26 protein-coding genes and 1 riboswitch are annotated in these 24,370 nt (G+C 70.5%); of the genes, 8 read left to right on the plus strand and 18 right to left on the minus strand.

Annotation, left to right across the window (positions count from 1 at the left end):
• Nucleotides 1–4: 4 nt before the first annotated feature.
• Together CLV67_RS17465 and dxs are read right to left on the minus strand one after the other, a co-directional pair.
• Nucleotides 5–1,321 carry an outer membrane protein assembly factor BamB family protein gene (locus tag CLV67_RS17465; RefSeq protein WP_106319559.1) on the minus strand — a complete coding sequence of 439 codons (1,317 nt, stop codon included), beginning with the start codon at nucleotides 1,319–1,321 and terminating at the stop codon, nucleotides 5–7.
• 41 nt (nucleotides 1,322–1,362) lie between these two features.
• A complete protein-coding gene (gene dxs / locus CLV67_RS17470; RefSeq protein ID WP_170153906.1) occupies nucleotides 1,363–3,333 on the minus strand; it encodes a 1-deoxy-D-xylulose-5-phosphate synthase in 1,971 nt (656 codons plus the stop codon).
• 83 nt (nucleotides 3,334–3,416) lie between these two features.
• Nucleotides 3,417–3,499: riboswitch (ZMP/ZTP riboswitch) on the plus strand.
• Between the two features lie 13 nt (nucleotides 3,500–3,512).
• On the opposite strand from dxs, the gene CLV67_RS17475 reads away from it, so the two are divergent.
• Nucleotides 3,513–4,373: a bifunctional 5,10-methylenetetrahydrofolate dehydrogenase/5,10-methenyltetrahydrofolate cyclohydrolase gene (locus CLV67_RS17475; protein WP_106319563.1), complete on the plus strand. Its 861-nt coding sequence runs from the start codon at nucleotides 3,513–3,515 to the stop codon at nucleotides 4,371–4,373.
• Nucleotides 4,374–4,419: 46 nt separating this feature from the next.
• Here CLV67_RS17475 and CLV67_RS17480 read toward each other — a convergent pair whose 3' ends face one another.
• On the minus strand, nucleotides 4,420–5,493 hold the full coding sequence (locus CLV67_RS17480) for an alkene reductase (protein WP_106319565.1): 1,074 nt from the start codon (nucleotides 5,491–5,493) through the stop codon (nucleotides 4,420–4,422).
• Between the two features lie 57 nt (nucleotides 5,494–5,550).
• Here CLV67_RS17480 and CLV67_RS17485 point away from each other — a divergent pair, with 57 nt between their 5' ends.
• The gene (locus tag CLV67_RS17485) at nucleotides 5,551–5,946 is read left to right on the plus strand and encodes a MerR family transcriptional regulator (RefSeq protein ID WP_106319567.1); all 396 of its coding nucleotides are present in this window, start codon (nucleotides 5,551–5,553) and stop codon (nucleotides 5,944–5,946) included.
• On the opposite strand, the gene CLV67_RS17490 is transcribed toward CLV67_RS17485, so the two are convergent.
• Together CLV67_RS17490 and CLV67_RS17495 are read right to left on the minus strand one after the other, a co-directional pair.
• The gene (locus CLV67_RS17490; RefSeq protein WP_106319569.1) at nucleotides 5,904–7,241 is read right to left on the minus strand and encodes a class I SAM-dependent RNA methyltransferase; all 1,338 of its coding nucleotides are present in this window, start codon (nucleotides 7,239–7,241) and stop codon (nucleotides 5,904–5,906) included. The two genes, CLV67_RS17485 and CLV67_RS17490, sit on opposite strands and share 43 nt — an antisense overlap.
• Nucleotides 7,238–9,259 (minus strand): APC family permease, encoded by a 2,022-nt coding sequence (locus CLV67_RS17495; RefSeq protein WP_239165953.1) that lies wholly within the window; start codon nucleotides 9,257–9,259, stop codon nucleotides 7,238–7,240. The genes CLV67_RS17490 and CLV67_RS17495 overlap by 4 nt, the downstream gene beginning before the upstream one ends.
• Nucleotides 9,260–9,454: 195 nt before the next feature.
• Between CLV67_RS17495 and CLV67_RS17500 the strand changes: the two genes are divergently transcribed.
• Nucleotides 9,455–10,120, plus strand: a complete 666-nt coding sequence (locus tag CLV67_RS17500) for a potassium channel family protein (protein WP_106319573.1) — start codon at nucleotides 9,455–9,457, stop codon at nucleotides 10,118–10,120.
• Nucleotides 10,117–10,803 (plus strand): potassium channel family protein, encoded by a 687-nt coding sequence (locus tag CLV67_RS17505; RefSeq protein ID WP_170153914.1) that lies wholly within the window; start codon nucleotides 10,117–10,119, stop codon nucleotides 10,801–10,803. Before CLV67_RS17500 ends, CLV67_RS17505 begins: the two co-directional genes overlap by 4 nt.
• On the opposite strand, the gene CLV67_RS17510 is transcribed toward CLV67_RS17505, so the two are convergent.
• The 4 genes from CLV67_RS17510 to dut all read right to left on the minus strand — a co-directional run bounded on the left by CLV67_RS17510 (nucleotide 10,771) and on the right by dut (nucleotide 13,196).
• Nucleotides 10,771–11,583 (minus strand): DUF3159 domain-containing protein, encoded by an 813-nt coding sequence (locus CLV67_RS17510; protein ID WP_106319577.1) that lies wholly within the window; start codon nucleotides 11,581–11,583, stop codon nucleotides 10,771–10,773. The genes CLV67_RS17505 and CLV67_RS17510 overlap by 33 nt on opposite strands.
• Nucleotides 11,580–11,957, minus strand: coding sequence for an OB-fold nucleic acid binding domain-containing protein (locus tag CLV67_RS17515; RefSeq protein ID WP_106319579.1), 378 nt, complete (start codon nucleotides 11,955–11,957; stop codon nucleotides 11,580–11,582). Before CLV67_RS17515 ends, CLV67_RS17510 begins: the two co-directional genes overlap by 4 nt.
• 88 nt (nucleotides 11,958–12,045) lie before the next feature.
• Nucleotides 12,046–12,717: a DUF3710 domain-containing protein gene (locus CLV67_RS17520; protein WP_106319581.1), complete on the minus strand. Its 672-nt coding sequence runs from the start codon at nucleotides 12,715–12,717 to the stop codon at nucleotides 12,046–12,048.
• A 26-nt stretch (nucleotides 12,718–12,743) separates the two neighbouring features.
• Complete coding sequence (gene dut / locus CLV67_RS17525; RefSeq protein ID WP_106319583.1) at nucleotides 12,744–13,196, minus strand: dUTP diphosphatase; 453 nt, start codon at nucleotides 13,194–13,196, stop codon at nucleotides 12,744–12,746.
• Between the two features lie 88 nt (nucleotides 13,197–13,284).
• Between dut and CLV67_RS17530 the strand changes: the two genes are divergently transcribed.
• Nucleotides 13,285–13,782 carry a DUF3093 domain-containing protein gene (locus CLV67_RS17530; RefSeq protein ID WP_106319585.1) on the plus strand — a complete coding sequence of 166 codons (498 nt, stop codon included), beginning with the start codon at nucleotides 13,285–13,287 and terminating at the stop codon, nucleotides 13,780–13,782.
• On the opposite strand, the gene CLV67_RS17535 is transcribed toward CLV67_RS17530, so the two are convergent.
• Nucleotides 13,748–14,557, minus strand: a complete 810-nt coding sequence (locus CLV67_RS17535) for a hypothetical protein (protein WP_239165954.1) — start codon at nucleotides 14,555–14,557, stop codon at nucleotides 13,748–13,750. The genes CLV67_RS17530 and CLV67_RS17535 overlap by 35 nt on opposite strands.
• Nucleotides 14,558–14,738: 181 nt before the next feature.
• Nucleotides 14,739–15,035 carry a DUF4193 domain-containing protein gene (locus CLV67_RS17540; protein WP_014446959.1) on the minus strand — a complete coding sequence of 99 codons (297 nt, stop codon included), beginning with the start codon at nucleotides 15,033–15,035 and terminating at the stop codon, nucleotides 14,739–14,741.
• A 346-nt stretch (nucleotides 15,036–15,381) separates the two neighbouring features.
• Between CLV67_RS17540 and CLV67_RS17545 the strand changes: the two genes are divergently transcribed.
• Entirely contained in the window at nucleotides 15,382–15,936 is a 555-nt protein-coding gene (locus tag CLV67_RS17545) for a LytR C-terminal domain-containing protein (protein WP_106319586.1), read from the plus strand.
• A gap of 20 nt (nucleotides 15,937–15,956) precedes the next feature.
• Here CLV67_RS17545 and CLV67_RS17550 read toward each other — a convergent pair whose 3' ends face one another.
• Nucleotides 15,957–16,778: an inositol monophosphatase family protein gene (locus tag CLV67_RS17550; protein WP_106319588.1), complete on the minus strand. Its 822-nt coding sequence runs from the start codon at nucleotides 16,776–16,778 to the stop codon at nucleotides 15,957–15,959.
• Nucleotides 16,779–17,033: 255 nt separating this feature from the next.
• On the opposite strand from CLV67_RS17550, the gene CLV67_RS17555 reads away from it, so the two are divergent.
• Entirely contained in the window at nucleotides 17,034–18,584 is a 1,551-nt protein-coding gene (locus CLV67_RS17555) for an RNA polymerase sigma factor (protein ID WP_106319873.1), read from the plus strand.
• 247 nt (nucleotides 18,585–18,831) lie between these two features.
• Complete coding sequence (locus CLV67_RS17560; RefSeq protein ID WP_043528951.1) at nucleotides 18,832–19,074, plus strand: DUF7455 domain-containing protein; 243 nt, start codon at nucleotides 18,832–18,834, stop codon at nucleotides 19,072–19,074.
• Between the two features lie 72 nt (nucleotides 19,075–19,146).
• On the opposite strand, the gene CLV67_RS17565 is transcribed toward CLV67_RS17560, so the two are convergent.
• The 6 genes from CLV67_RS17565 to CLV67_RS17590 all read right to left on the minus strand — a co-directional run bounded on the left by CLV67_RS17565 (nucleotide 19,147) and on the right by CLV67_RS17590 (nucleotide 24,311).
• The gene (locus CLV67_RS17565) at nucleotides 19,147–19,377 is read right to left on the minus strand and encodes a helix-turn-helix transcriptional regulator (RefSeq protein WP_106319590.1); all 231 of its coding nucleotides are present in this window, start codon (nucleotides 19,375–19,377) and stop codon (nucleotides 19,147–19,149) included.
• Between the two features lie 43 nt (nucleotides 19,378–19,420).
• Complete coding sequence (locus tag CLV67_RS17570) at nucleotides 19,421–19,921, minus strand: hypothetical protein (RefSeq protein ID WP_106319592.1); 501 nt, start codon at nucleotides 19,919–19,921, stop codon at nucleotides 19,421–19,423.
• A 66-nt stretch (nucleotides 19,922–19,987) separates the two neighbouring features.
• On the minus strand, nucleotides 19,988–21,583 hold the full coding sequence (locus tag CLV67_RS17575) for a GGDEF domain-containing protein (protein WP_106319594.1): 1,596 nt from the start codon (nucleotides 21,581–21,583) through the stop codon (nucleotides 19,988–19,990).
• A gap of 60 nt (nucleotides 21,584–21,643) precedes the next feature.
• Nucleotides 21,644–23,374: a DEAD/DEAH box helicase gene (locus CLV67_RS17580; RefSeq protein WP_106319596.1), complete on the minus strand. Its 1,731-nt coding sequence runs from the start codon at nucleotides 23,372–23,374 to the stop codon at nucleotides 21,644–21,646.
• 90 nt (nucleotides 23,375–23,464) lie between these two features.
• Complete coding sequence (locus tag CLV67_RS17585; protein ID WP_106319598.1) at nucleotides 23,465–24,079, minus strand: trimeric intracellular cation channel family protein; 615 nt, start codon at nucleotides 24,077–24,079, stop codon at nucleotides 23,465–23,467.
• 7 nt (nucleotides 24,080–24,086) lie between these two features.
• A complete protein-coding gene (locus tag CLV67_RS17590) occupies nucleotides 24,087–24,311 on the minus strand; it encodes a DUF3039 domain-containing protein (RefSeq protein ID WP_203736851.1) in 225 nt (74 codons plus the stop codon).
• Nucleotides 24,312–24,370 lie beyond the last annotated feature (59 nt).

Below are 24,370 nucleotides of genomic sequence, written 5' to 3' on the forward strand. Positions count from 1 at the left end.
AGGATCACGCCGCCTCGGTCCGGTAGGACCAGACGACCAGTTCGCCATACATCGACCGGCAGATCAGCCGGCCGTGCGCGGACTGGCACTCACCGGTGCCGGTGGGCAGCTCGCCGAGCAGGCGCGGCCGGGACAGACGGGGCGACGCGACGGCGACCATCGTACGCCGGTCCGGGCCACCGTCCCTGGCGACGAGAACCTCCCCGCCGGCGGTGATGCCACCGAGCGGCTGCCAGCCGGTCAGGTCGACGATCACCCCGCCGGACGCCGGATCGGTCAGCGCCGTCGGCGCGTCCGGCCCGTCCGCGTAGGAGATCAGCCGGCCGCCGATCGTCTCCACCGACCGCCAGCCAGGACGGTGCCAGCGCGCGTCACCGGTCGCCGGATCGATGGCCCGCACCCCGTCCAGCCCGATCAGGCAGGCCAGCGGGCCGCACGGCTGAATCTCCCGGGTGTTGCCGGCCGGCGCCGTCCACAACGGCCGCAGCGTGAACGGGTCGTACGCCGACACCTCTATCCCGGACGGGCCGGGGTGCCGCAGGAGCAGGGCCTCCCCCACCAGCAGCGGGTTCTCGGTGTCGTAGTTGGCCGCCGGCACCCTGCGCTCGGCCAGGACCGCGCCGGTACGTCCGTCGTGCAGCAGGGCCGTCTGGTCGTCGCGCACCATCAGCATGCGGGCGGGGCCGCCGTCCGGGCCGGGCATGCTGAGCAGCACGGCCGTCGACGGCACGTCGACCCGCCAGCGGGACAGCCCGGCGTCCGGGTCCAGGGCCTCGACGATGCGCTCCACCCGGCGGCCGGTGCCGGTCGACTGGCTGCGCACCCCCTCGACCGAGAACATCAGGCCGGTGCCGTCGAAACTCACCACGCTGCGCTGGTTGTGCCAGCGCTCGGCGCCGGTCCGCAGGGACAGCGCGGTCGTGCCGGGCTCGATGCTGCCGGCACCCCACGGTCGCAGCAAAAGCAGCCCGTCACCGGCCCGCAGCCGGTAGGTGGGCACCTGCTGGACGACCCGCCACTGCCGCTCCCCGGTCTCGAGGTCGTACGCGGACAGCCGGCCGGCCGACTGGACCACCAGCTGACCGGTCCCGGTGACCAGATAGGGGTCACCGGAGCCGATCTCCACCCGGATCAGCTCCGCCATCAGGGGCGGGGGCGGCGCGCCCGAGGCGACGGTGGTGAAGAGCAGAAGCAGCACGACGACGGCCGGGGCGAACCAGGGCGGCGCCCAGTTTCGCTCCGGCCGGTCGTACGCCGAAGGCTCACCCCGGCTCGTGCCCAGGTCGATGACGACTGGACCGGCGGCGGTGTCCGCTCTCATCCGACAACGGTAACGTTGCCGTAACGATCCTGCCCAGTGACTCAGACCCGGATGTCAGGCTCCGCGAGACGCGACACCCACTCGGTCGTCTCCCGGGCCACGTCCTGGGACGTCAGACCGAGCGAGGCCAGGATCTCGGCGCGGGTCCCGTGCGGGTGGAAGCCGACCGGCACGCCGAAGTCGCGCAGCGGGGTGGCCACCCCGGCGTCGCGCAGCGCGCTCGCCACCGCGTCACCGACACCACCCGCACGCACGCCGTCCTCCAGCGTCACCACGGCCCGGTGCTGGGCGGCCAGACCGGTCAGCTCGATCGGCACGGGACGCACCCAGCGCGGGTCGACGACCGTCACGCCGTAACCCTGCTCGGCGATCCGCTCCGCCGCGTCGAGCGCCAGCCCGACGAACGAGCCCACCGCCACGAACAGGATGTCCTGACGTGAGTCCTCACGGAGCACGTCGACCTGGCCCACCCTGCGGATCGCCGGGGTGTCGGCCGCGACCGAGCCGGTCGGGAACCGCAGGATCGTCGGCCCGTCCTCGACGGCGACCGCCTCACGCAGCTCCTCCCGCAGCGTCGCGGCGTCCCGCGGAGCGGCGATCCGCAGCCCCGGGACCACGCCGAACACGCTCATGTCCCACATGCCGTAGTGGCTCGGCCCGTCCGGACCGGTGATGCCGGCCCGGTCCAGCACGAAGGTGACCGGCAGCTCGTGCATCGCCACGTCCAGCAGGACCTGGTCGAACGCCCGGTTCAGGAAGGTCGCGTAGACCGCCACGACCGGGTGCAGCCCGCCCATGGCCAGGCCGGCCGCGGAGGTCGCCGCGTGCTGCTCGGCGATGCCCACGTCATACGTCCGCTCGGGGTACTTCTCGGCCAGCGCGGCGATGCCGGTCGGCTCGGCCATCGCGGCGGTGATGCCGACGATGTCCGGCCGCTCGTCGGCGATCCGGACCAGCTCGTCGGAGAAGACCTTGGTCCACTTCAGCGACGGCTTGGCGGTCAGCGCGCCGGTCTGCGGGTCGAACGCGCCCGGACCGTGCAGGCAGTCCGCCTCGTCCTGCTCGGCGGGGCGGTAGCCGTAGCCCTTGCGGGTGACCGCGTGCACGATGACCGGGGCGTTGAAGCCCTTGGCCCGCCGCAGCGCCGACTCCATGGCCTGCTGGTCGTGGCCGTCGACCGGGCCGATGTACTTCAGGCCGAGGTCCTCGAACATCGGCTGCGGGCTGATCGCGTCCTTGATGCCACGCTTGACCGCGTGCAGCACCTCGAACACCGGCTTGCCCACCACCGGTGTCTGCCCCAGCGCGTCCTTGACCAGGTCGAGCACCTTCTCGTAACCCGGGTTGAGGCGCAGCGTGGAGAGGTGGTCGGCGAGGCCGCCGATGGTCGGCGCATACGACCGGCCGTTGTCGTTGACCACGATGACCAGCCGGTTGCGTGTCGCCGCGATGTTGTTGAGCGCCTCCCAGCACATGCCGCCGGTCAGCGCGCCGTCACCGACGACCGCGACCACGTGACGGTCCTCACCGCGGAGGGTGAACGCCTTGGCCAGACCGTCCGCGTAGGACAGTGCCGTGGAGGCGTGCGAGTTCTCGATCAGGTCGTGCTCACTCTCGGCCCGGCTCGGGTAGCCGGTGAGGCCGCCCCGCTGGCGGAGCAGGTCGAAGCCGTCCTGCCGGCCGGTCACGATCTTGTGCACATAGGCCTGATGGCCGGTGTCGAAAAGGATCTTGTCGCGTGGGGAGTCGAAGACCCGGTGCAGCGCCAGGGTCGTCTCGACCACGCCCAGGTTCGGACCCAGGTGGCCGCCGGTGCGGGAGACCTTGGCCACCAGGAAGTCACGAATCTCGGCCGCGAGCAGGGTCAACTGCTCCGCGGTCAGTCGCTTGAGATCACCGGGTTCGGTGATGCTGCTCAGCAGGCCGGCCGGGGTCGAGGGGGAGTCACTCATGAGGGGAGAGTCTATCCGTGCCGCGCTTGATGGCGACTTGAGCGAACGGACCGTCACCATTCCTCCACACAATTGGTACATCCCCCATCCGGCGTACCGGAGACCCCCGCCTGGTCGATGGAACGGGCCGTCCGGCATCCTGGAGAGCACGCAGCGACTGGCGGCACAGGGATGGTCGAACCATCGGGGAGCTAGTCACGAGGAGTCGACCGCCTGGGCTCCCGCCTGAGGAGATACGCATGTCCACTGCTCGTCTTCTTCCTGGCGCCCCGGTCGCCGAGTCCGTCCTCAACGACGTCCGCGAACGTGTCGCACGTCTCAAGGAACGCGGCGTCCAGCCCAGCCTCGCCACCATCCTGGTCGGTGACGACGACGCCAGCGCCGGCTACATCCGGATCAAGCAGAAGCAGGCCGCCGAGCTCGGCTTCGAGTCCCCGCACGAGCACCTGAGCGGCGACGTGACCCAGGCCGACCTGCTCAAGGTGATCGCCGGCTACAACGACGACAAGAACGTGCACGGCGTCCTCATCCAGTACCCGATCCCCGGCCACCTCGACTACGACGCCGCGCTGCAGACGCTCGACCCCGACAAGGACGTCGACGGCATGCACCCGCTCAACATGGGCCGCCTCGCCGTCGGCCTGCCCGGCCCGCTGCCCTGCACCCCGGCCGGCATCGAGGCGCTGCTCGCCTTCCATGGCGTGGAGGTCTCCGGCCGTGAGGTCGTCATCCTCGGCCGCGGCGCCACCCTCGGCCGTCCGCTGGCCATGCTGCTGGCGCAGAAGCGGCCCACCGCCAACGCCGCCGTCACCGTGGTGCACACGGGGGTCAAGGACTGGCCGCGGTACGCCCAGCGCGCCGACATCCTGATCGCCGCCGTGGGCGTCCCCGGCATCGTCAAGCCCGAGCACGTCAAGCCCGGTTCCGTGGTGATCGGCGCCGGTGTCCGCTACGAGGGCCGCCGCCTGCTGCCGGACGTCGAGGAATCCTGCGCCGAGGTGGCCGGAGCCATCACCCCCCGCGTCGGCGGTGTGGGCCCCACCACGGTCGCCATGCTGTTCCGCAATGCGGTGGCCGCTGCCGAGCGGGCCAACCCCTGACCGAGACCGGCCGCCGGTGCGGGGACCATGGTCCCCGCACCCGGGCTCAGGCGGCGTGCTGATAGGCCGGATAGGTCAGGTATCCCGAGTCGCCACCCTGATAGAAGGTCTGTTCCTCGACCGGCGCCAGCGGCAACCCGATCCGTAGCCGCTCGACCAGGTCCGGGTTGGCCAGGAACGCCCGTCCGAAACTGATCAGGTCGGCACCCAGACCGAGCCAGTGCTCGGCCTCCGCCCGCCCGGTCTGCTTCGGCCCCATCGGCATGACCGGGTTCATGATCAGTACCCCCGGCCAGTCCCGCCGCAGCCCAAGCAGCACGTCCTCCGCCACGGTCGCCTCCAGGTGCACGTAGGCGATCTCCAGCCGGGCCAGTTCCCGCAGCAGCGCCGCGTACATCTCCGGGACGTCCGACTCGGCCACACCCCAGAAGACACCGCCGGGCGACAGCCGGATCCCGGTCCGCGCAGCGCCGATCGCGTCCACCGTCGCGGAGACGGCCTCGACCGCGAACCGGATCCGGTTCGCCACCGATCCGCCGTACCTGTCGTCGCGCAGATTCGCGTTCGACGACAGGAACTGTGAGATCAGGTACCCGTTGGCGCCGTGCAGCTCCACCCCGTCGAACCCGGCCTCGACCGCCCGCCGCGCCGCCGCGCCGTAGGCGGCCGCATGCTCCGGAACCTCGGCGGTCTCCAGAGCCCGGGGCACCGGCGCCGGCTGCGGACCGCTGGGGGTGAAGACGTCACCGGTCGCGGCCACCGCCGACGGACCGACCGGCCGCAACCCGGTGGTCTCCGGATGCGACACCCTGCCACCGTGCATGAGCTGGGCGAAGATCCGCCCGCCGCTGGTGTGCACCGCGTCGGTCACCGGACGCCAGGACTCCACCTGCGCCGCGGTGTGCAGGCCGGGGGTGCCCGGATTGGACTGTCCGACGAGACTCGGCTGCACGCCCTCGGACACGATCAGGCCCGCGGTCGCCCGCTGCGCGTAGTAGGCGGCCATCGAGCGCGTGGCAAGACCACCGGCGGCCGCGCGGACCCGGGTCATCGGCGCCATCACGATCCGGTTGGGCAGGGACAGACCGCCGAGCGGGAACCCGCTGAAGAGATTCGTCATGCGGCTACGCTAGAAGCTGACATTGACGTCAGAGGCAAGGTTAGGGAGGCCACAGAGATGCGCATCGGCGATTTGGCCGCACGGGCGGGCGTCAGCGTCCGCTCGGTCCGCTATTACGAGGAGCAGGGCCTGCTGACCAGTGTCCGCAGCCCGCGCGGCCAGCGGCTCTACGGTGACGCCGAGGTCGAACGGGTCCGGTTCGTCCAGCGCCTCTATGCGGCCGGGCTCTCCAGCCGCACCATCGCCGAACTGCTGCCCTGCGTCGACTCCCCGAGCCGGGAGAACTCCGACGCCGCCATGGAGCGCATGCTGCAGGAACGCGCCCGGCTCTCCCAGCACATCGACGACCTGATCCAGACCCGGGACACCCTGGACCGCCTGATGGCGGTCGCAGCCGAGCACCACGCCCTTCAGGCCGCCGGCACCAGCAGCGCCACGCACTCCACGTGCTGAGTCATCGGGAAGCAGTCGAAGGCCCGTAGCCGCTCGACGCGCCAGCCCTCCGACCGGAACGTCTTCAGGTCACGGGCCAGGGCCGCCGGGTCACACGCCACGTAGGCGATCGCCCGGGGCCGGGCCGCCGCCAGAGCCTTGACCACCCGGGCACCGGCGCCGGCGCGGGGCGGGTCGAGCACCACCAGGTCGACCGGCGCCGTGATCCGCCGCCGGGCCAGCGCGACCTCGACCCGTGCCTCGACCACGTCGGCCCGTGGCAGACCGGCGAGGTTGGTACGTGCCGCGGCCACCCCGGTCGACGAGGACTCCACGACGGTCACCCGGGCTCCGGTACGTTCCCCGACCGCGGCCGCGAACAGCCCGGCGCCACCGTAGAGGTCCCAGGCGGTCTCGCCCTCGACCGGGCGCAACATGTCCAGGACCGCGGCGACCAGGGTGTCCGGCGCCGCCGGATGGACCTGCCAGAACCCCTGCGGCGGGAGTCGCCACGCGTGTCCGGCGGCCAGCTCGATCACCTCGGGCGGTCCGGAGAGGCGCACCATGGGGCCGCTCTCCGGCGCCTCGGTGAGGTCGTCGCCGGAGGCCGGGCCGGACGAGCCCGACGGACGCCCCAGCACGACGACGTCGCCGCCGGTGGAGGCGACCGCTTGAAGGGCGTCGATGTTGGGCCAGTCGTTGGCCAGCACGTCCAGGTCCTGGATCGAGCGGTGGGCGATCCGGCAGCGGTCGATCGGCACGACCTGGTGCGACCGGTGCTGCAGCAGACCGGGCCGTCCGGCGGCGTCGATCGCGTACCGGATCCGGCTGCGCCATCCGAGCAACCGGGCCGCTTCGTCACGGTCGTCCGCGGGCAGGCCGGGGCCGTCGGGCGGCGGCGGGAGTGCTTCCACCCGTACGAAGATCTGCTCCTGATCCTCTCGAGTCAGGCCGGCCAGGCGGGTGAGCTGTTCCCGGACCACCTCGGTCTTCCACCGCAGCTGTGCATCCCCGGAGGCGTGCTGGAGATCGCAGCCGCCGCAGGCGCCGGGACGGGCGTGGGGACACGGCGGGGTGACCCGGTCCGGACTGTGCTCGTGGATCTCCACGGCATCGCCCCGCAGATAGCCCCGGTGCAGTTCGGTGATCTCGACGGTGACCCGCTCGCCAGGCAGCGCGTGCCGGACGAAGACGACCCGCCCGTGCGGACCGCCGATCCGGGCGACGCAGTGCCCGCCGTGCGCGGGTGCGCCGACGACGACCTCGACCCGGTCGCCCTCTATCAATTCCTCGGTGAGCTCGGCAGGGGCCGTCATGGCTGGTCTCCGTCATCCTGGCCGGGCTGGTTACGCGGTCCGCGGGCGGGTGCTCGGCTCAGCACCCGGTCGAGGCGTTCGAGATCGCGGTCCTGGCTGGACCGCAGCTGCCAGGGCACACTGACGACCATCACGCCGTTCTCGAAGAGCAGGCGGCCCTTGATCCGCAGAGCACTCTGGTTGTGCAGCAGATTCTCCCACCATCGGCCGACCACGTACTCCGGGACGAAGACCGTGACCACGTCGCGCGGTGAGGCTCGGCGGGTGTTCTTCACGAAGTCCAGGATCGGGCGGGTGATTTCGCGGTACGGCGAGTCGACCACCGTGAGCGGCACCGGTAGCTGCCGCCGCTCCCACTCGGCCTGGATGGACCGGGTGTCGTTGTCGTCGACGTTCACGGTGACCGCGGTGAGGGTGTCCGGCCGGGTCGCCTGCGCGTAGGCGATCGCCCGCAGTGTCGGCTGGTGCACCTTGCTGACCAGCACGATCGCGTGATTGCGGGACGGCAGGACGGGCCGCTCGTCGGTGGGCTTGAGCTCCTCGGCGACCCGGGTGTAGTGCCGGTGGATGGCCACCATCAGCCCGTAGATGACGATCATGGCGGCGATCGCGATCCACGCGCCGAGCAGGAACTTGGTGATCAGCACGACGATCAGCACGGCGCCGGTGAGGATCATGCCGAACGTGTTGATCGCCCGGGACCGGATCATCTGCCGCCGCCGGACCGGGTCACGCTGGGTGCGCAGCAGCCGGTTCCAGTGCAGGATCATCCCGAGCTGGGAGAGCGTGAACGACACGAACACGCCCACGATGTAGAGCTGGATCAGCCGGGTGACCTCGGCCTCGAAGGCCACGATCAGCACCATGGCGGCGACCGCCAGGAACAGGATGCCGTTGCTGAAGGCCAGCCGGTCACCGCGGGTGTGCAGCTGGCGTGGCAGGTATCGATCCTGGGCCAGGATCGAGCCGAGCACCGGGAAGCCGTTGAAGGCGGTGTTCGCGGCCAGGAACAGGATCAGCGCGGTCACCGCGCCGACCACGTAGAGCAGGAACGACCCGCTACCGAAGACCGTCTCGGCCAGCTGCGTGGTGACCGTCTTCTGGACGTAACCCTCGGACGCCGCGTTCGGGACGATCTGCAGCGTCGGGTTCTCGACGAACTTCAGGTGCGTGGCCTGGGCCAGCAGGATGATGCCGTACAGCATCACGATCGAGAGGCCACCCAGCAGCATCAGCGTGATCGCCGCGTTCCGGCTCTTCGGCTTCTTGAACGCGGGCACGCCGTTGGAGATCGCCTCGACACCGGTCAGCGCCGCACACCCGGACGAGAACGTCCGCAACAGCAGGAACGCGAACCCGGCCTGGGTGAACTCGTCCTCGGCGATGATTGTCAGGCCGGCGCTGGGCGCCCGCAGGTCGTCACCGAGCACGAGCACCCGGAACAGCCCGGTGAGGATCATCCCGACGATCACGACGATGAAGAGATACGTGGGTACGGCGAAAGCCGCGCCCGACTCCCGCAGGCCGCGCAGGTTGAGCGCGCTGAGCAGAACGATCGCGATGATGGCGATGATGACCTTGTGGGTGGCCACCCAGGGTATGACCGAGCCCAGGTTGCTCACCCCGGACGAGATCGACACGGCCACCGTGAGGATGTAGTCGACCAGCAGGGCGCTGGCCACACCGAGCCCGGCCTTCGACCCGAGGTTGACCGTGGCCACCTCGTAGTCGCCGCCGCCGGACGGATAGGCGTGCACGTTCTGCCGATAGCTGGCCACCACCGTCACCATGACCACCGCGACCGCGAGCGTCACCCAGGGCGAGTACAGGTAGGCGCCGGCGCCGGCGATCGAGAGGGTCAGCAGGATCTCGTCGGGCGCGTACGCCACGCTGGACAGCGCGTCGCTCGCGAAGACCGGCAGGGCGATCCGCTTCGGCAGCAGCGTGTGTTGCAGCTTGTCGGAACGGAACGGTCTGCCGAGCAGCAGCCGTTTGGCGAGAGAGGTGGTACTTGCCACGAGTGCCAAGCGTACGGGCGCACCGCCGGCCGCGTGCCCCGCCCCGGACACCGTCCGCGCGCACGGCATGGGAGGCTCACGGTGAGGTTTGTTCAGGACGGTGGAGACCGGATCGCCAAGGTCCAGCTAGGCATAAGTCTAGGTGGGTCCTGAGCAAACCTCAGTGGTCGGTACAGACTCGGGAGGGCACGAACCGTGCACGTGGTCATCATGGGGTGCGGCCGGCTCGGTTCGACGCTGGCGCAGAAGCTCGACGCGCAGGGACATCAGGTCGTGGTGATCGACCGGGACGCCGACGCGTTCCGGCGGCTCGGTGACAACTTCGGCGGCATCACGGTGAACGGCATCGGCTTCGACCGGGACGTGCTGCGGGCTGCCGGGGTCGAGCGGGCCGACGCCTTCGCCGCGGTCTCCAGCGGCGACAACTCCAACATCATCTCGGCCCGGCTGGCCCGCGAGACGTTCGGCGTCTCCCGCGTGGTGGCCCGGATCTACGACTCGCGGCGCGCGCAGGTCTACGAGCGGCTGGGCATCCCGACGATCGCCACGATCCGATGGGCCGCCGACCGGATGTACCGGTTCCTGGTGCCCGAGGACCGCGTAGAGGTGTTCCGCGACCCGACGAGCGTGGTCAGCATCGTGGAGACGCCCCTGCACCGTGACTGGATCGGGCAGACCGTCAAGTCGCTGGAGGACAGGACCGGCGCCCGCGTCGCCTACCTGGCCCGGTTCGGCATGGGCACCCTGGCCCAGCCGTCGACCGTGCTGCAGGACGGCGACCAGGTCTACATGCTGGTCACCGACGAGACCGTGGAACAGGTGCTGGACGTCGCCCAGGGCGCTGACAAGGAAGGGAACTGACCGTGCGCATCGCCATCGCCGGGGCCGGCAACGTGGGCCGGTCGATCGCAAGTGAGCTGATCGGCAACGGGCACGAGGTCATGCTGATCGAACGCCACCCGCGTCAGCTCTGCCCCGAGCGGGTGCCCGAGGCCCGCTGGGTGCTCGCCGACGCCTGCGAGCTGAGCAGCCTCGAGGAGGCCGACCTGGCCGGCTGCGACGTGGTGGTCGCGGCCACCGGCGACGACAAGGCCAATCTGGTGGTGTCGCTGCTGGCCAAGACCGAGTTCGCGGTCCCCCGCGTGGTGGCCCGGGTGAACCGCGCCGAGAACGAGTGGCTCTTCACCGAGCAGTGGGGTGTCGACGTCGCGGTGAGCAAGCCCCGCCTGATGGCCGCCCTGGTCGAGGAGGCGGTGACGGTCGGCGACCTGGTCCGGCTGATGACCTTCCGGCAGGGCGAGGCGAACCTGGTCGAGATCACCCTGCCGAAGAACGCGCCCTACGAGGGCAAGCCGGTCCGCTCGGTGCCGATGCCGCGCGACTCCGCCCTGGTCGCGATCCTGCGCGGCAAACGGGTCCTGGTGCCCACGCCGGACGACCCGCTGGAGTCCGGCGACGAGCTGATCTTCGTGTGCACCGCCGAGGTCGAGGAGCAGGTCCGGGCCGTGGTGCTAGGCGACAGCGGTCTCCCGCCGCTGGGCTGACGTCACCCGGTGGATGGCCCACACCGTGTAGGCGAAGGTGGCGGCGTAGATGGGCCAGCTGACCAGGATCCGCACGATGCCGATCGCGTTGGCCTCGCCCATCAGATAGAGCACGAACTGGATGCCGGCGCGCACCGAGAGGGAGACCGCCCACAGCACGGTCAGCCACTGGAAGGTGCGGAACAGCCGGCTGTTGGCGAACCAGTCCTGCTTGCCCTTGTTCGCCATGATGCCCCAGGCGTACCCGATGAGCGGCTTGCGGAACGCCACCGAGACCAGCAGCACCGCGGCCTGGCCGAAGGTGAGCAGGATGCCGGGAAGATAGAAATTCTTGGCATCGCCGGTACGCCACGCGAGCCAGGCGCCGAGCGCGATGCCGAAGAGCCCGTTCACCGCATGCCGGACCGGCTGCCGCCGGGCCAGCCGGACACCGCCGATGGCCAGCGCCGAGCCGACCGAGCCGATGATCGCCCAGAGCAGCGCCTCTCGCTTCTCGAGGCCCAGGGCCTCGAGGCTGAGCAGCACGTTGAGGAGCACGAAGGCGAGGACGGGGACGCTCGACTCGATCAGACCGCGCACACCGCCGAGCTGTTCGGCGATCTGCTCGCTCATCGACGGGAGCTCGTCCTCGTCGTCGGGCCGGCTCTTGGTGACCGGGTGCAGATCCTGCTCCGCGATGATCTCCGCGGCGATCTTCTCCTCGGCCTCCCCGACGAGCTCACCGAGCCGCTCCTCGACCGACTCGTGCGCGACGTGACGCGGCTCGCTTCCGGACGTCACCGGGGCGCCTCCAGCTCGTAGTAGGGGTTGTAGATCACCTTGCGATCGTCACGGACCGCGATCCGGCCTCGCGCGGTGAGCTGACGCCCCGGTTCGATGCCGGCGATGGACCGACGTCCCAGGAAGACCAGCGTGACCACGTCACTGCCGTCGTAGAGGTCGGCCTCAAGCGTAGGCAGGTTGGTCCGAGGAGTGTACGCCACCGTGCGCAGCCGCCCCGACACCGAAACGACCTGTCCTCGCCTGCAGTCGCCGGCCGGGACGGCGCCGCACTTGGCGCTGTCCCGCTGCAACTCCTCGGCGTCGAGCTCGGAGTCGGTCGCCGTGAGCCGGTTCAGGAACCGGCGGAATCCGGTGCGCTCTTCAGTCGTCATGACTTCGCCGTCACCCTTCGTCGACGCGACGCAGTGTGCGCGTGTCTCCGGCGACCACGCTACGCCCGAAGCGCCCCGGTGATCTAGCTCACCCCGGCTGGTTGCCGTTCGCGGCCTCCTGCGCGGCCTGGCCCTGCTCGGCCATCTCCCGCGGCAGGCGCATCGGCAGCGGCTCGCGCACCGGACGGGGCTCGTTGTCGCGGACCACCACGAGACCGGACAGCACGTCGCCGAGCACGCCCTCCCGCGACGGGTCGGCGGCCGCCGCGCCCTGATAGAGCGCCCGGACCATCCAGCGCGGCCCGTCCACGCCGACGAACCGGACGTCGGCCGGACCGTCCGGGGTGTTCACCCGGGCCAGCAGCTCCACGCCGTACCGGCCGTCGACCTCGCGCGCGCTGACCCCGTCCGCGGCCATCGCCCCGGCAATCTCGGCCCGCACCTCGCTCCAGATGCCCTCGGTACGCGGCGCGGCGAAGACACCCAGCTGCAGGGCGCTCTCCCCGTCGACCAGGACGACCTGCTCGACACCGCCGTCCGGGTTGGCCTGCACCCGCACCTCGACGCCCTCGATCGCCGGGATCCGCAGGCTGCCCAGATCGAGCAGCTGCACCCCGTCCGGTGCCTGCCTGGCGTCCCACGGGCCGAACTCGGGCGCCGGCGGCAACCCGTCGGAGGCGAGGCTGTCGGCGAGCGCCTTGGACGGCGGCGCGTCCGCCGAACGGACGTGCTTCGCTTCGCCGCGCTTACGGGAGAACATCTCTGTCAGCCTTTCGTTCTTCAAGCTCAGAGGGCCTGGTGGCCGCCGGTGGAACCGTGTCCGCCCGCACCGCGCGCGCTGTCGTCGAGGGCGTCCACGACGTGGAACGCCGCCCGCTCGACACGCTGGATCACGAGCTGGGCGATCCGGTCGCCCCGGGAGATCTTGACGGTGTTCTCCCGATCGTGATTGATCAGGTTCACCAGGATCTCACCGCGGTATCCGGCGTCGACCGTACCGGGCGCGTTGAGGACCGTCACCCCCAGTCGCGCCGCCAACCCGGAGCGCGGGTGGACCAGGCCCACGAAGCCCTCCGGAAGAGCGATCGCCACCCCGGTACGGATCTTGACGCGGGCGCCGGGGGCGATCTCCGCCTCCTCCGCGGCGACCAGGTCGGCGCCGGCATCACCCGGATGGGCGTACGCCGGAAGTGGAAGATCCGGGTCGATCCGGAGGACCTGGACGATCACATCGGTCACGGCGGGTGTTCCTTCACTGGGGTACGGGCGGCACCTACCCTGCCATCCTGCCGCGCCCCGCAACGGAGGCGCGCCGTACCCTTCGAGGGTGACACCCGAGTCCCCGGCCCGCACCGTGGCGGCCCATCAGGAACGGCTGAGCGTCCCGTGGTGGGCCTGGCCAGCCGCGCTGCTGGCCGGCGGCATCCTGGCCACCGAACTCATGCTGGGCCTTCCCGAGCTGCCGATCTGGGTGCCGTACGCGGTCCTGGTCCCGCTGAGCGTGCTGGGCCTGGTCCCGCTGGGCCGCTGGCGGGTGGAGGTCACGGCGGACGAGTTCCGGGCCGACGACGCCCGGCTGCCGGTGGAGTTCGTCTCGGGCGTGGTGGCCCTCGACGCGGCCGGCAAGCGGGAGGCGCTCGGCGTCGGCGCGCACCCGCTGGCCTTCGTGGTGCAGCGGGCCTGGATCGGCACGGCCGTGCAGGTGCTGATCGACGACCCGGACGACCCCACCCCGTTCTGGGTGGTGAGCACCCGGCGCCCGGTGGAGCTGGCGACCGCCCTGCTGGAGGTCAGTCGCCGAGCGCGGGCCGATCGGGCGTCGTGAGCGCCTGTCCGCGCAGGTCCTTGTGGACGCTTTCGCCGACCTGCAGCGTGGCCCGCCGGTTGAGGTAACCGGCGACGGCCGCCCCGGTCAGCATCGGGCCCAGCGAGGTCAGATTGCGCCCGAACCGCTTCATCAGCGATTTCTGCAGCTCCTTGCGGGTCGTGGTGCCGAGAACGGCCGCAACCCCCACCCCGGGCACGAGCGGGTTGACGCCACGCCGGCCGGACCACGCCTCGACCAGCCTGACCGCGCGCTCCGTGACGGTGCCGGTGATCGGCCGGCCGTAGATCTCGTGCAGCTCGCCGATCAGCTTGATCTCGATCGCGACCACCGCGACCGTCTCGGTGGCCAGCAGCACGGGCGCGGAGAGCAGCGTCGGCGTCGCGACCCACTCGACCGCGGCGACGCCACCACCGGCAGCACCGACCCCCGCCGTCGCCCGGGCGGCGTTGCGGATCAGGCGCTCAGCCAGCTCCGTGTCGTCCAGGCCGGGGAAGTGCCGGCGCAGCGTCTCCCGATCACGGACGGGCACATGCGGGGCCACGTCGGTCACCAGGTCGGCGACCCACCGCAGGGCCGCACCGGGCCGGAACAGCCGGCCGACGCCACGGCCACGGATCTCGCCCGCGAGACGGCCGAGAATCCGCCGGCGGCCGCCGGGTGCGAGATCGTCCGCGGTGAGCGCCGCGACGGTCCGGCCCACCTCCTCCGGACTGGTGGCGGTGGCGGGCACGATCTCGGTCCCGGGCTCGGGCGCGCGATCCGGCTGGTTCATCGTCGTCCTTCCCATGGTCGTCACCGGGTAGTGCCCGGTCACGCCCCAGGGTCAAACCCCCTGTCAAACCCCCCGTGAACCTGTCAAGCCCCCGTGAACGCCGTACGCCCGACCGCGGTTCCGCGATCGGGTGACAGGCGCGCTCCGCGCGGTTGCGCCAGGGCGCTGCGCGCGAGTGCGCTCACGCGCACTCGCGGCAGATCAGCTCCCCGTTGCGTTCCGTCGCCAGCTGGCTGCGGTGGTGGACGAGGAAGCAGCGGGAACAGCGGAACTCGTCGGTCTGCATCGGCAGCACCTTGACGGTGAGCTCCTCGTCGGCCAGGTCGGCGCCGGGAAGCTCGAAGCTCTCCGCCACCTCGACCTCGTCGACGTCCACTGCGCCCGACTGCGAGTCGGCGCGGCGCGCCTTGAGCTCCTCAAGGCTGTCCTCGCCGAGGTCGACCTCATCGCGACGCGGGGCGTCGTAGTCGGTGGCCATCGGTCTTCACTCTCCTGTATCGATGTGTCACTTGGCGTTTGTAACGCCATTGGCAGTGTTTCGGTTCCCGGTTCCGCCGGCCGATTTCTGACACCCGTTTCGGACTTCAGAAACTGCCCCGGTGGGCGCGGAACACTACCGCTGTCGCGGCAGGCTTGTACGCACTCCGGCGGCACATTGTTCCCGATGTGACCGAGGCGACATCAAAGTAGGTGCACCAGCCTCTGGATCATCGTCAACGCGCCGTAGGCATTCCCTGTTTCCGCGCCCCTGGCGGACAGACGTTAACCTCTCGACAGGTCCGGGCACCTTACCCGGGTCCGTCCCCCGATCCTGGAGCCGACCCATGAGCTTTGCCCGCGTCCGAGCGCTGGTCGTCGTAGGTGTGCTCGCCGTGGCCGCTATTGTCTTCGTCGTCGTCACCCTCGTCCGGGACACGCAGCGCGGCAGCACGAACGGCAGCGACTGCCCGGCCGGGGCTCCGCTCGCCGACATCCGGCTCCCGAACGACCCCGCTCAGGTGAAGATCAAGGTCTACAACGGGACCAACAAGTCGGACGTGGCCGAGCAGGTGAGCAACGAGTTCGCCAACCGCCGCTTCGTGGTCGAGAAGCCGGGCAAGACCAAGACCCGCGTCGACGGTGTCGCCGAGATCCGCTACGGCCCGGACACCGTCGGCAAGGCCCAGCTCCTGCGGGCGTACTTCCTGGCCAGGTCGACGATGGTCTACAACGCCAAGCGCAAGGGCGACGTCGTGGACATCATCATCGGCAACCAGTTCCAGCAGCTCGCCACGACCACCGAGGTGAACCAGTCGCTGGGCGCCGAGGGTGAGCCCACCCTCCCGCCGGGCGCCTGCCTCAAGCCGGTCACCGAGACCACCGAGCCCGATACGGAGTGAGCTCCGCGCGGCCGCCGGGCTCACGGCCCGCCGGCCGCGTCCAGCTCGACCAGGGCGTCGTGCAGGGGCGCGAACAGCGCCGGTGGGGCCGCTACGAGCATCCGGCCGCCGGCCGGCTCCCCGGACAACCCCGCGACGGTCAGGCCCGCCTCCGTGGCGATCAGGCCGCCGGCGGCGTGATCCCAGAGGTTGAGACCCTTCTCGAAATAGGCGTCGAGTGAGCCCTCCGCGGTCAGGCAGAGGTCCAGAGCCGCCGCGCCGAATCTGCGGATGTCACGCACACGGGTGATCAATGCGGCGAAAACCCGGCCCTGATGTTCCCGCCGCCGCGGGTCGTAACCGAACCCGGTGCCCACCAGCGACTGGTCCAGGGTGGTCCGCTCGGACCCGCCGAGGCGCCGCCCGGCACGCCATGCGCCGCCGCCCCGGGTGGCCGTCCACTCGTCGCCGGTGGCCGCGTTGATCACCACTCCGGCCACCACCTCGCCGTCGCGCTCGGCGGCCAGCGAGACCGCGTACTGCGGCAGGCCGTACAGGTAGTTCACCGTGCCGTCGATCGGGTCGAGGATCCACCTCACCGCGCCGGGCTCGACGCTCAGCGAGTCGCCGTACTCCTCGCCCAGCACGCCGTCGCCGGGTCTCTCCGCCTTCAACGCCTCCACCACCTGCCGCTCGACGGCCTTGTCGGCCGCGGTGACCACGTCGGTGTCGGTGCTCTTGGTCTGGACGTCGCCGATCGCCTCGTCCCGCATCCTGCGGGCCGTCACGGCCGCCTCCCGCGCGATCCGCACCGCCACGGACAACAGCTCGCCGGGTGTCGATACCACCGGAATCTCGCTCACGTATGGGTCCTTTCCGCCGATAGCATTCTCGCGTCAGGCGTCTCTGACGAGGTCGTCGGGCCCCGGCGGCGTGCTGTGGGCGGAGGATCTCGGTAAGCGGCGCTACAATTCACCCCTGCCCACCGCTTCACGGACACGCCACCGGGACGGTCCGCGAGCCGGGGGCCCCCACAAACCGACTCCGGCGACACTCGCCCCCGCGTGCTGCGCTGGACCATGGCCGTGCCCAACCTCATGCCTCCGGAAGGTCTGTTCGTGACAGAAGCCCACCAGAACGGTGCCGACGTTCGCTCTCTCACCGAGGCCTTGATCACCCATGCCCAGGGTGCGGGCGGGCAACTCACTTCGGCCCAGGTCGCGCACACGCTCGAGTCCGCTGCGGTCAACCCGGCGCAGGCCAAGAAGATCCTGCGCGGGCTGGTCGATGCCGGCATCACCGTCGTGGTCGACGGTTCCGCCAGCACCCGCCGGCCCAAGGTCGCCGCGGCCCGCTCCACCACTCCGGCGTCCCGGGCGACCACCGCCAAGACGGCACCGGCCAAGAAGGCCGCACCCGCGCCGAAGCAGGCCGCGCCGGCCGTGGGCGGCGACGCCGCGACTGCTCCGGCCAAGAAGGCCGCGCCGGTCCGCAAGGCCGCCGCAGCGAAGGCCGCCGTCCCCGCCAAGAAGGCCGTGCCCGGCAAGCCGGGCGAGGATGGCCCCGGCGAGGAGATCGATCCCGCGGAGCTCGCCGCCGCGGTCGACGACGTGGTGATCGAGGAGGCGCCCGCCATGGTCGCGGCGGCCGCCACCGACGCCGCCAGCTCGGCCACCGACGGCGACTTCGAGTGGGACGACGAGGAGTCCGAGGCTCTCAAGCAGGCCCGCCGCGACGCGGAGCTGACCGCCTCGGCCGACTCGGTCCGCGCCTACCTCAAGCAGATCGGCAAGGTTCCGCTGCTCAACGCGGAGCAAGAGGTCGAGCTCGCCAAGCGGATCGAGGCCGGCCTCTACGCCGCCGAGCGGCTGCGTGCCGCCGACGAGGGCGAGGAGTCGCTCGAGCGCAACTTCGAGCGCGACCTCAAGTGGATCAACCGGGACGGCGAGCGGGCCAAGAATCACCTGCTCGAGGCCAACCTGCGGCTCGTGGTATCGCTGGCCAAGCGCTACACCGGTCGCGGCATGGCGTTCCTGGACCTGATCCAGGAGGGCAACCTCGGCCTGATCCGCGCGGTCGAGAAGTTCGACTACACCAAGGGCTACAAGTTCTCCACGTACGCCACCTGGTGGATCCGTCAGGCCATCACGCGAGCCATGGCCGACCAGGCCCGCACCATCCGCATCCCGGTGCACATGGTCGAGGTCATCAACAAGCTCGGCCGCATCCAGCGTGAGCTGCTCCAGGACCTGGGCCGCGAGCCCACCCCGGAGGAGCTGGCCAAGGAGATGGACATCACCCCGGAGAAGGTGCTGGAGATCCAGCAGTACGCCCGGGAGCCCATCTCGCTCGACCAGACCATCGGCGACGAGGGCGACAGCCAGCTCGGTGACTTCATCGAGGACTCCGAGGCGGTCGTCGCGGTCGACGCGGTGTCGTTCTCGCTGTTGCAGGACCAGCTCCAGCAGGTGCTGCAGACGCTCTCCGAGCGTGAGGCGGGTGTGGTCCGGCTGCGGTTCGGCCTGACCGACGGCCAGCCGCGGACGCTGGACGAGATCGGCCAGGTTTACGGGGTCACCCGTGAGCGGATCCGGCAGATCGAGTCCAAGACCATGTCGAAGCTGCGGCACCCGTCGCGGTCCCAGGTCCTCCGCGACTACCTCGACTAGGTCTTTTGGTCAACATTCAGTGTCGGATTGGTCACCACCCGTACATCAACGGGTGGTGATCAGACCGTTGTGCAGAAGTGATCGTTGACGTGGCACCCTTGGATCACGGCACACTAGCTAGAACCAACGGTGTGACCTCGGTCCCCCCGGGGCACATTGGGAAGGCTGCAACGGTGCAGGGTGTTGCACGATGTGTGAGCAGTAGCCGAGGAACATGTTCATCGGTGACGAACAGAGGAGGAAGGCGATGACCCCGACCCTCACGCCGCCGGCCGGAAGTGTGGCCGGCCCCGCAGCCGATGAACGGTGCGACCGCTGCAATGCAGCCGGGAAGCTCCGTTTGACCCTGGCGGGTGGCAGTGAACTGGTTTTCTGTGGCCACCACGCCAACCGGTACGCCCCGGACCTGGTGAAGATCGCGGTGCAGTTCAAGGCCGATCCCGAGTTCACCTGGCGCGGCGCGGACATGATGTCGAACTCCAGCAACTAGCAGCAGCGGTCCCCCGAACAAGACGAACAAGAAAGGGCGCCCCCACCGGGAGCGCCCTTTCTGCCGTCCGCCTCAGCCCCACAGCTCCTCGACCGTGGTGCCCAGCGCCCTGGCCACCTTCACCGCGAGGTACACCGAGGGCGCGTAGTCGCCGGTCTCCATCGCGATGATCGTCTGCCGGCTGACCTGCACCTCGGCCGCGAGCGTCTGCTGGGTGAACTTGGCGGCCCGGCGGGCGGCCCGGATCCGCTCGCCCACGGTCCCGTCGGCCTCCGCCGCCCGGACCGGGCCCGCCGGTGCCATCAGGCCAGCCACTCGTAGTTGCCGATCATCGGTCGCCCGCCGCTCACTCGTCGTCCTCGACGAGGGAGTCTTCCAGCATGCGGCGGCGACGGGCCCGGATCGCCGAGGCGATCACCCCGGCCACACCGCCGAGCACGCCGCCGACGGCCGTGCTCTGCCAGACGGTCGAGGACGGGCCGGCGGCGTGGTAGGCGGCGCCGACGAAGAACAGCACCCACGGCGCGGTGCCGAGCACGGCCAGGACGATCCGCTTGCGGGTCCACGAACGGGGGTCGGTGTCGACCTGCCGGTGATGCAGGTAGAACGTCGTGAGCACCATCGGGACGGCGAGCACCGCCATCATCACGGACAGCGGCAGCACGGCCGGCTCCCCGAGCACCCAGACCAGGACGGCGGCGGCCCACGGGACCGCGGTCCACTGCACGGACGCGGCCACGGTCATCGCCTCATACCACCTCAGGCGGTCGCGCTCGTCGGCGCCGTACATGTCGCCGTCGAAGTCGAGGTGCCACCGGACAATGCGATCGAGAACCGTCGTCGTCATGATCCCAGCATGATGTTAAGGATACTTGACGTCAAGTCCTCTTAACGTCAAGTTTCTTTGACATCGTCAGGCGGCCAGCACGGTCTCCTCGTCGCGACACACCAGGACTCCGTCGCCACCACCGCGTTTCACCTGGTACATGACCTCGTCGGCCCGGTCCAGCGCGGTCGGCAGGTCGTCGGCGGAAACGACCGCGATCCCGATGCTGACCGTGGCCGGGCAGTCCGGGATCGCCCGGACCGCCTCGACCATGCGGTCGGCGATCTCGGCGGCCTCCTCCTCCTCGCAGCCCTCCAGCAGCGCCGCGAACTCGTCGCCACCCAGCCGGGCCACCATGTCGTCCGAACCGATCTGCGCCACCAGCGCGTCCGCGATGGCACGCAGCGCCGTGTCCCCGGCCGTGTGGCCGCGGGTGTCGTTGATCTCCTTGAACTTGTCCGTGTCGATGAGCAGCACCGCGATCCGGTGGCAGGCGGCGTCCGGCGCGGCGCCGGCCCGCTCCAGGGCGTGGTCGAAAGCACGCCGGTTCGGGATCCCGGTCAGCGCGTCCAGCTCGGCCGCACGGGCCATCTGCTCGTGCTGCAGGCGCAGGGTCTCCAGGTCGTGCAGGCTCCGGGCCGCGTGCAGGGTGTTCAGCCGCTGGCGCCATAGTCCGGCGGCCAGCGTGTCGCCGTACGCCAGGGTCGACTCGGCGTCCCGCGAGCCGAGTTTGGCCATCAGCACCGCCCTGGTCCGGTGGGTGCTCGCCGCGGCCAGCCAGTCGGCGTCGGGCGGAAGATCCTGGACGGCGTCGGCCATCACCCTCAGAGCCTCCTCCGGACGGCCCGAGCGGCTCAGGGCGACCGCGTAGAACGGTTTGCTGAGGGTGGTAGGGGTCGCCATGAAACCGCGCTCCTCGAGCCGCGTCAGGTAGATCCCGATGTCGGACGCGGCACCGGCGGGATCGTGCCGGTCCGCCCGCGAGCAGGCGGCGTAGAGCAGCGCGTTCTCCCGCCAGGCGTCCGCGTCGTCGCCGCCGACCTCCTCAGCGGCCCGCAGGGCGTACCGCTCGGCCTCGGCGGTGTGCGCCTCAGCCTCGTCCTCGTGAGAGATCTGGTAGAGCTCCAGAGCCCAGCAGAGGTGCATCTCGGCCAGGTTGAGCAGCCACATGGCCCGGTTGCCGTTCTGCTCGTCGTCGGCCCGGCTCATCTCGTACGCCATCAGGAACTGCGGGGCGGCCAGCTCGTACAGGCGCAGCTCCCAGTAGCCGATGGCGACCGCCACGAGCGAGTTCACCGCGGCGATCGGCTCCCGCTCCTCGGCCGCGAACGCCTCGGCGGACACCAGGTCGCGCAGGACCCGGTCCACGTCGTTCTGGGACGGATCCTTCTGCCCCAGACGCAAGCGCTGCCAGGCACGGGTGGCCAGCGCGCTGGCCCGCCAGCCGGCACTGCCCTCACGTTCGGCCGCCGGCAGCATGAGCTCCGCGGCCTCGATCGCACCGGCCGGGTCGTTCTTCGCGATGAACGTGACCATCCGGACGAAATGCATGCAAGCAGGGCCGTCGGCAAGATCACCGGAGGCAGACCGGAGCACCTCTTCAGCCCGTTCCCGGGCGGCGTCGGCCTCGCCGATCTGCGCCCGCTCGAGCAGGCGTGCCGCCTCTCGTGTGATCTCCCGCATCGGTCCCCTCCCCGGCGCCCTATCGGCGCTGGGGCGGCCGAGTAGAGGGAATCCGGAAGCTCAGAACGTCTGGATCGTAGCGATCCTCTCTTCCAGTTGCTCGATCGTCGCCTGCGCACTCGGCGGCCCGCCGCAGATCCGTCGCAGCTCAGCGTGAATCTTGCCGTGCGGAAGATTGGTCCGGTGATGGTGCGCCGCGACGAGGGTGTTGAGCTGACGGCGCAGGCTGTTGCGCCGCTCCCCCGCACTCATCGGCACGACCGGCTCGGGGCGGGCGGGCTCCTCGTCCTTCGGCTGCTCCGCGAGCCGGCGTTTGTGCGCCGCCATCTGGTCCGCCTGGCGCTTGTTGAGCAGGGTGGTCACCTGGTCCGGGGTGAGCAGCCCGGGCAGGCCCAGATAGTCCGCCTCCTCGGCGGTGCCGGTGCGCGCCCCCGTGCCGAACGACGTGCCCTCGTAGATGACCTGATCCAGCTCGGCCGTGGCCGACAGCGCCTCGAACATCTTGTCGAGCTCGCCGATCGCGTCCTCGCTCTTCTGCGCCCGCTCCAGCAGCTCGTCGTCGAGGCCGTCCTTCTCCTTCGGCGCGCCGAGCACGTGGTTGCGCTGGGCCTCCATCTCGCTGGCCAGCCCCAGCAGGTGCGGGACGCTGGGCAGGAACACGGTGGCGGTCTCGCCGGGGACACGGGACCGCACGAAACGACCGATCGCCTGGGCGAAGTAGAGCGGGGTGGAGGCACTGGTGGCGTAGACGCCGACGGCCAGGCGCGGGATGTCGACGCCCTCGGACACCATCCGGACGGCGACCATCCAGCGCTTCTGGGAGGCGGCGAACTCGGCGATCCGGCCGGAGGCGCCCTCGTCGTCGGAGAGGACCACGGTCGCCGGCTCGCCGGTCAGCTCGTGCAGGAGTTTCGCGTACGCCCGGGCGGACTGCTGGTCACTCGCGATGACCAGGCCGCCCGCGTCCGGCATGCCGTGATCGCGGATCTTCGACAGGCGGGCGTCGGCGGCGCGCATCACCTGTGGCATCCAGTCGCCGCGGTGGTCCAGGGCGGTACGCCAGGCCTGCGCGATCAGGTCCTTGGTCATCGGCTCACCCAGGCGGGCGGCCAGTTCGTCACCGGCGTTGGTGCGCCAGCGGGTCTCGCCCGAGTACGCCATGAACAGCACGGGCCGCACGACGCGATCCTTGAGGGCGTCGGCGTAGCCGTACACCGAATCGGCCTTTGATCGTTGAATGCCGTCCTGACCGCGCTCGTAGCTCACGAACGGGATCGGGTTCTCGTCGGACCGGAACGGCGTCCCGGTGAGCAGCAGGCGCCGCTCGGCGGGCTCGAACGCGTCCTTGACCCCGTCACCCCAGGTCCGCGAGTCACCGGCGTGGTGGATCTCGTCGAGGATGACGAACGTGCGGCGCGACAGGGTGCGCCGCTTGTGTACGGCCGGCGCCATGCCGACCTGGGCATAGGTCAGGACGGCGCCGTGGAAGTCACGCGACGAGTGCACGTCCGAGTTGCGGAACTTCGGGTCGAGCTGGATGCCCACCCGGGCCGCGGCGAGCGACCACTGGGTCTTCAGGTGCTCGGTGGGGCAGACGACGGTGACCGCGTCGCAGGTGCCGTCGGCGAGCATCTCGGCGGCGATCCTCAGGGCGAACGTGGTCTTGCCGGCGCCGGGCGTGGCCACGGCCATGAAGTCCTCGGAACGGCGACGGAGGTACGTCACCATCGCCCTTCGCTGCCAGTCCCGCAGCGGCGGAAAACTCTCCAGGTTCGGCACAGGCGGGCTCAAGCTGCGATGATCCCTTCTCCACGGAAAAACCTCCGCGGGCAGGGCGCGGAGGCGCGGTCCAGCATAGCCGTGGAACGTTGCCGGACGGCTTCACGGCACCGCTACCGGAGCCGACCACCGGCGATAGAGCGCCAGGATCCGCAGCCCGGTCATCAGCACGGCGGCGGCCACGAGCGGCGCCACCCCGGTCTGTTCGAGCCGGTGCAGGACAGCCACCAGCACGGCGCCGCCGAGGGCGACGACCGCGTAGATCTCCTTCTGAAGCACCACCGGGATCTCGCCGGTGAGCAGGTCACGGATCACGCCTCCGCCGATGGCTGTGAGCATCCCCACGAGACAGGCGCCGACCGCCGGCACGCCCGCTTCGAGCGCCTTCAGCGTGCCGGTCACGGTGAACAGGCCGAGGCCGGCGGCGTCGAGCACGAGCACGGTCCGCCGCACCCGGTGCAGCGCCGGGTGCAGCCAGAAGGCCGCCACCGATGCGGCCACCGCGGTCATCGCATACCGCCAGTCGGCGAAGGCCAGCGGGGGGACCGCGCCGATCACGACGTCACGCAGGATGCCACCACCGAGCGCGGCCGCGAAGCCGACGAACGCGACACCGAACAGATCGAGTCGTTTCGCGACGCCGGCCGAGGCACCCGAGGCGGCGAACACCGCCACACCGATCAGATCCGCGACGAGCAGCGGGTATCCGCCCGTCACGACTTGATCAGGCCTTCATGGCTTCGTAGACCTCCTTGCACTGCGGGCACACCGGTGATCCGGGTTTCGGCGACTTGGTCACCGGGAAGGTCTCGCCGCAGAGAGCGATCACGAAGGTGCCCATGACGGCACTCTCGGCGATCTTCTCCTTGCGCACGTAGTGGAACATCTCGGGACCGGTGTCGGCGTCCTTAAGCTCCGGACGCTCCAGGATCTGGGTGCTCACAGGTATCTGCCCTTCTGAGGTAAGCCAAGCTCCAGCCGTCAAGTCTGACACCTCACGCCTGACCG

Source organism: Actinoplanes italicus, from assembly GCF_003001815.1.
In the GTDB taxonomy this organism is placed as follows: domain Bacteria; phylum Actinomycetota; class Actinomycetes; order Mycobacteriales; family Micromonosporaceae; genus Actinoplanes; species Actinoplanes italicus.